The sequence below is a fragment of the Bifidobacterium sp. UBA6881 genome (genome assembly GCA_002451435.1).
Lineage (GTDB): Bacteria > Actinomycetota > Actinomycetes > Actinomycetales > Bifidobacteriaceae > Bifidobacterium.
Map to the genome: position 1 here is coordinate 27,945 of DKCF01000032.1, position 6,872 is coordinate 34,816.

Annotated in this window: 4 protein-coding genes; 2 read left to right on the forward strand and 2 right to left on the reverse strand. The window is 62.3% G+C overall.

Annotated elements, in window-relative coordinates; genetic code table 11:
- Positions 1 to 3,018, forward strand: a 3,018-nt coding sequence (locus B3C64_RS02615; RefSeq protein WP_291533526.1) for a DUF3418 domain-containing protein, incomplete at its 5' end; no start/stop codon positions are given.
- A 107-nt stretch (positions 3,019 to 3,125) separates the two neighbouring features.
- Here B3C64_RS02615 and B3C64_RS02620 read toward each other — a convergent pair.
- Complete coding sequence (locus B3C64_RS02620) at positions 3,126 to 4,346, reverse strand: MFS transporter (protein ID WP_291533528.1); 1,221 nt, start codon at positions 4,344 to 4,346, stop codon at positions 3,126 to 3,128.
- Positions 4,347 to 4,425: 79 nt separating this feature from the next.
- On the opposite strand from B3C64_RS02620, the gene B3C64_RS02625 reads away from it, so the two are divergent.
- Entirely contained in the window at positions 4,426 to 5,340 is a 915-nt protein-coding gene (locus B3C64_RS02625; protein ID WP_291533530.1) for a hemagglutinin, read from the forward strand.
- Between the two features lie 135 nt (positions 5,341 to 5,475).
- On the opposite strand, the gene glnA is transcribed toward B3C64_RS02625, so the two are convergent.
- Entirely contained in the window at positions 5,476 to 6,813 is a 1,338-nt protein-coding gene (gene glnA, locus B3C64_RS02630) for a type I glutamate--ammonia ligase (RefSeq protein ID WP_291533531.1), read from the reverse strand.
- Positions 6,814 to 6,872 lie beyond the last annotated feature (59 nt).

Here is a 6,872-nt window from a genome sequence, read left to right on the forward strand (position 1 = left end):
ACCGCGAAGGTGCAGCGTCTGCCCATCGAACCGATCAGCCAGGCAAGTGCGAACCAGCGTTCCGGCCGATGCGGCCGTATCGCGGACGGCATCGCGATCCGTCTGTATTCGCGTGAGGATTTCGAGACGCGTCCGGAATTCACCGAGCCGGAGATCCTGCGCACCTCGCTGGGCGCGGTGGTGCTGCACATGCTGTCGGTGGGCGTGGCGCGCACCGCGCAGGATGTGACGAATTTCGGTTTCATCGATCCGCCTGACATGAAGGCGGTTTCCGATGGTTTCAACGAACTGACCGAATTGAAGGCCGTGGCGCGCAAACACGGCGAGGTCGTGCTGACGCGCACCGGCCGCATGCTGGCGCGCATTCCGATCGACGTGCGATTGGGACGGATGGTCATCGAGGCCGCGAAGTCCACGACGCCGAACACGCTGGCGGCCGTACTGGTGGTGGTCGCGTTCCTCAGCCTGCAGGATCCGCGCGAGCGTCCGGAGGAGAATCGCGAGGAAGCCGACCGCATCCATAACCGGTATGCCGATCCGACCAGCGATTTCCTGACCGCGCTGAATCTGTGGGACCGTGTGTTCCAGGCCGATGGCGAACCCAGCAACTCCGCCCTGCGTCGCATCTGCAAGACCGAGTATCTCAGTTGGCTGCGCATGCGCCAATGGAAGGATCTGGTGTCGCAGCTGCGCGAGATGTGCCGGGAGTTCAAATTCAAGCTGGGCGATCCGATTCCGGTGTCCCGTCCGGCGTTGGAGATCCGCCAGCTGCCGTTGAACCAGCAGGCCGCGCATTCGATGTGCTGCTCGTGGGACGCGCAGGGCATCCACACCTCGATGCTGGCCGGCCTGCTCTCGATGATGGGCATGCAGGTCGTGCGCGAGCCGAAGGCATCCGATTTCTCCGGGCTCAAGGGAGCGGCACGCGCGCGGGCCATGAAACGCGCGCAGAAGATGGCGAAGAACGACTACCAGGGCGCGCGCGGCACGCATTTCGCGCTGTTCCCCGCCTCCGCGGTGGCCAAAGCGACCCCGCAATGGGTGATGAGCACCGAATTGGTGGAAACGAGCCGCCTGTGGGCGCGTTACTCCGCGCAGATCGACCCCGCGTGGGCGGAGCCGCTTGCCGGTTCGCTCACCCGCACCACCTATGCGGATCCGCATTGGTCCGGCTCCCGCGGTTCGGCCGTGGCGAGCGCGAAGGTGCTGCTGTACGGTCTGCCGATCGTGCAGGACCGTACCGTGCAATGGGGCCGCATCAATCCGATGGAGGCGCGTGACTTCCTCATTCGGCAGGGACTGGTGGAGGGCGACATCCAGCAGCGGTTCTCCTATGACGAGTTCATCGCCAGGAACCGCGACATTCTGGAGGACGCCGCCGACGACGCGAGCCGCACCAGGCAGGTGGCGCAGACCGTCGGCGACGAGGACCTGTTCGACTTCTACAACGCGGTCATTCCCAACACCGTCACCTGCGTGGCCGATTTGGCGAAATGGTGGAAGACGAAGCACGCCGAGCAGCCGGATCTGCTGGATTTCGACCCCAACGCCGTGGAGCGTCTCGCCGATGCCGATTCGGTGTCGTTGGACGACTACCCCGACCATTGGCATACGCTCGGCACCGATGGCTCCCCCATCGACCTGCGGCTGAGCTACATCTACGATCCGCACGATCCCAAGGACGGCGTGACCGTGCATGTTCCCCTGAAGGTGCTGTCCCGTCTGACGCCCGAACAGTTCAGCTGGAACGTGCCCGGATTGTTGAACGAGCTGATCGTCGGCATGATCAAATCGTTGCCGAAGGCGCTGCGCGTGCAGTTCGTGCCGGCTCCGGACACCGCGCGCAAAATCCGCGTCTGGATCGACGACAGGTATCCCGACCTGCCGGGATCGGGCACGATAGGGAAGCCGAATCTCGCACCGGCGAACGACGACGGCGTGGCGGCATGGCCGGACCTCCCCCATGTGTTCACGCAGGCGGCCATCAGCATCGTCGACGCCCAAATCCATCCCGAGGTGCTCACCGGCGAATTGTGGGACAAACTCGCGCCGTATCTACGCATGACCTTCGCGGTGGAGCAGCAGTTGCCGCCGCGCAAGAACCAGCATGGCCGCCAGCATGCGCGGGGACCGGTCAAAACGCTGGGCACGGGCAAATCACTGATCGAGCTGCAACGCAGGTTCGCGCAGCAGGCCGAGGCCTCGGCGCGCCAGATGGTCAGGAAGCAGGCGGAGAACGCGGGAAGCAAGGGCAAGCTCGTCGAAAAGGCGAATCTGCTGCACAAAGCCGGCGCCACGACCGAGGCGCGTTCCACCATGTTGTGGCGCGGCGCGTTGGACGCGTTGCGTATGCCCAGCGAACGCGTGTCGTCGCGATGGTTGGGCACGGAGGCGCTGATGCTCGCATCCGCGCCATACAAATCGACCAAGGAACTCACCGAGGATCTGCAGCTGGCGGCGGTCAAACGTCTGCTGCCGAACGTCGACCAGCTGCCCGACGACGAGGCGTTGGCCAACGCCGTGCTCGATGTGCGCGAGGTGTTCGAAGACACCGTCTATGCGGTGGCCCGCGATGTGATCGCCATTCTGAAACGCTACGCGGAAGTCGACAAGGCCGTGTCGGGCAAGGCCGACCTGCCATTGCTCAGCGTCCTGCAGTCGATTCGCGAGCATATCGCCACGCTGGTGTTCCCCGGATTCATCGGCAAGGCTCCGCCGGAATCGCTCGCTTCGATCGAGCGTTACCTGCATGCCGACCTCCTGCGTCTGAACAAGGCGAAAAACGACAAGAACCGTGATGTGCGATGGGCATGGGAGGCCGACGAGGCCAGGCAGCTCGCCGACAAGGCGCTGGCGAAGGCGGAACGCGAGCCCGCGGGACCACGTCATGAGGAGCTCATGAAGAAGGCCGTCGCCGTACGCTGGATGCTGGAGGAATTCTACGTGTCCCTGTGGGCCCAAGAGCTGGGCACGCCGAAACCGATCAGCCTGCAGCGCATCAAAAAGGCGCTCGGCTGACCTTCCGACGTGCATGGGCCGGACCGCGGCACGGTGTTTCGCACGTCTATGACCGGGTATGGGATGAATCGTCCATGATCCATCCCATACCGTTATCTGCCATTGCGTTATCTGCCGTTACGGGAAATGGACCGATAGTAGTCACGGTCCCGTGCGACGAACGGGCGCAGCAACGTGGTCGTGGCCACCGCGCACAACAGGAACAGCGCGCCGACCGGCCCAAGCCACATCAATCCGGCGGCGTTGTTCACGATGCCGCCGACCGCGGAGCCCAAGGCGATGCCGATGTTGAACGACATCGAATTCAACGACGCCGCCAGATTCATCGACCCTGGATGCGACTGCGCCGCGACATCCATGTACAGCACTTGGGACGACGAATTCTGCAGATACATGAACAGGCCAAGCACCACCAATATCACGGCACCGTACGCGGGTATCCAATGCGCGACGACCAACGACGCCATGCACGCAGCGTGCGCGAGATAGATCGGCCGGATGCGGGCGAGCGGTTCGACGCCCCGCCCCCGGTCGGCGAGCTTGCCGCTGCGCAGGTTGCTCCACAGACATGCCGCGCCGAACACCACCAGACCGACGCTGACATACCGTTCCGGGATATGTATCTCATCGCGCATGATCGGCGTCAAGTACGTGTAGAACACGTAGCTCGAGGCGGCGCCGAACACCACGGCGAACACGCCAAGCTGGATGCGACGGTCGAAGAACAGGCGGAACTGCGGCAGAAAGCCGACTTTCACGATATGGCTGTTGCGGGGCAACGCCACGACCATGCCGATGATGAGCACGACCGTCAGCACGTTGATCAGATGGAACGACCAGCGCCATCCGAACGTGTTCGCCACCCAGGTGCCGACCGGCACACCGATCACGGACGCGATGGAGAATCCCGAAAACACCCATGCGATGAACTTCGTGCGGTATCGGTCGATCGTCACATCCGGGGCATAGGTCATGGCGATCGCCACCAATGTTCCGGAGACCAAGGCGATCAGGATTCGCGCGACCATCAGCACCGGATAATTCGGCGCGAACGCGCAGAGGATGTTGCCGACGAGGAAGACGCCGATCAGGACCAGATGCGTCACGAAACGGGGAAACCTCGCGGACAGCGCCGATCCGAGCGGCGTCACGGGCGCATAGACGATGGCGAACAGCGAAACCAGATTGCCGACCGTGACCTCCGACACCTTGAGGCTGGACGCAATGTCGGGCAGGACGCCGACCACGATGAACTCGCTCATGCCGAGCATGAAGCTCGATGCGATCAGAACGACCACCGGCAGATTGAAAAAACGCTCTTTCTTCATGATTCCCTAATGTGTGACTGTCGTAATCGATTGAAAAGCCAAGAAAAACAATATGCCTCGCGCGATACAATGACGCACGATGGCACGCAAGGCACACAATCGCAAATCAATCAGTCTCAGGAATCTGAAGCCGGGAAATCTTCGTCGGCAGTGGCGCAAGGCCGGTTTCAGGCAACGCGCGGCCATCGTCGCGAAAATCGTGCCCGCTGTGGTCGCCGCGGTCGCGTTGATCGTCGGCCTGACCTGTTTCGTCAGCTGGCGTGTGGAAATCGGCATGGCCCGCATGGCGCAGAACCAACTGCAATCGCAATACGACTTCAATCCGGGCAACATCATCGACGATGGACTGTTCTTCAACGGCAATGCGATGAGCGAGCAGCAGGTGCAGGCCATTCTCGACCAGCAGGGCGCGCGGTGCAGCGGCGCGAAATGTCTGAAGACCATGACCTTCGACACGCAATCGCAGCCGGCGAACGAGTATTGCCAGGCATATGACGGCGGCGGCAAGGAAACCGCCGCGGCGATCATCTACAAAGCGGGAAAGGCGTGCGGCATCAGCCAGAAGGTGCTGCTCACCGTATTGCAGAAGGAGCAGAACCTGCTGACGGCCACCGATTCGAGCGATTTCCAATTCAAATCCGCGATGGGGCTGAACTGCCCCGACGACGCGGATTGCAGCCCGCAATACGCCGGGTTCTTCCGGCAGATGTACGGCGCCGCGAAGCGGTACCAGTACTACGCGCACCATGAGGATCAGTACGGCTACCATGCCGGCAGGCTCAACTACGTGCGGTACAACCCGAATTCGAGCTGCGGCGGCAGCAATGTGTACATCGAGAACAAGGCGACCGCGCTGCTGTACATCTACACGCCGTACCAGCCGAACGAGGCCGCTTTGGCGGCGGGGTCCGGCGAAGGGGACGCGTGTTCGGCATACGGCAACCGGAATTTCTCGATCATCTATGATTCGATGTTCGGCAATCCGCGCGGTTGATTTTTGCCGGGGCGATTGTTTGGCACGATGATCGCCGAACGATCGCGCCAAGGCACCGGCGAATATGGAAAGGGCCCGGTGGAGTGGATGCGATTCCCACTCCACCGGGTCCCCGTCATCGGCCGCGGATGGATGTCACAGCTTCGGCAGATACTTCTTCAGTTCGAACGGCGTGACCTGCCTGCGGTATTCGTCCCATTCCTGACGCTTGTTGCGCAGGAAGTACTCGAACGCGTGTTCACCGAGCACGCCGGCGACGAAATCGGACTTCTCCATGATCTTCAACGCCTCGTCCAAGGATTCCGGCAGCGGCTGGATGCCCATGGCCTGGCGCTCCGCGTCGGTGAGTTCCCACACGTCATCGCTGGTCGGCTCGCCCAGCTGCATCTGCTTGTCGATGCCGTCAAGGCCCGCCGCCAGCAGCACGGAGTACGCGAGATACGGATTGGCCACCGGATCGAGCGCGCGGAACTCCATGCGCGCGGAGTTGCCCTTGCCCGGCTTGTACTGCGGAATGCGCAGCAGGGCGGAACGGTTGTTGTGGCCCCAGCAGATGTAACTCGGCGCCTCATTGCCGCCCCACAGACGCTTGTAGGAGTTGACATACTGGTCGGTGACCGCGCAGATCTCCGCCGCATGGTACAGGATGCCCGCCGCGAATTGGCGTGCGGTGACGGACATGTTGAACTCCTGGCCTGCCTCATAGAACGCGTTGGCATCGCCCTCGAACAGGCTCAGATGGGTGTGCATGCCCGATCCCGGAGCGTCGGCAAGGGGCTTCGGCATGAAGCTGGCGTGGATGCCGCGCTCCAGCGAGATCTCCTTGACAACGGTACGGAAGGTCATGATGTTGTCGGCCGTGGTCAACGCATCGGCGTACCGCAGGTCGATTTCATTCTGGCCCGGACCCGCCTCATGGTGCGAATACTCCACCGAGATGCCCATCTGTTCCAGCATATTGACGGTGGCACGGCGGAAGTCCATGCCTGGGCTGCGCGGAACGTGGTCGAAATAGCCGCCTTCGTCGATCGGCGTCGGCGTCTGGGACCAGTCGTCCTGCTTTTCGAACAGGTAGAACTCGATTTCCGGATGCACATAGAAGGTGAAGCCCTTTTCCTTGGCCTTCGCCAGGGCCTGCTTGAGCACATGGCGCGGATCACCCAGGGACGGCTCGCCATCGGGGGTCAGCACGTCGCAGAACATGCGGGCCGTTCCCTGCGGACCACCTCGCCACGGCAGAATCTGGAAGGTGGAGGGATCGGGTTTGACGATCATATCGTCTTCGGAGACACGGGTGAGGCCCTCCACCGCGGAACCGTCGAATCCGAGCCCTTCCTCGAACGCCGCTTCCAGTTCCGCCGGTGCGATGGCCACGGACTTCAGTGTTCCCAACACATCCGTGAACCACAGACGAATGAAGCGCACGTCTCGTTCCTCGACTGTGCGCAAAGCAAATTCTTGCTGTTTATCCATAGTGCCCCATCGTTCCATGCGCATGTTACGAACGTCGTTAACACGCGCCGAAACATACC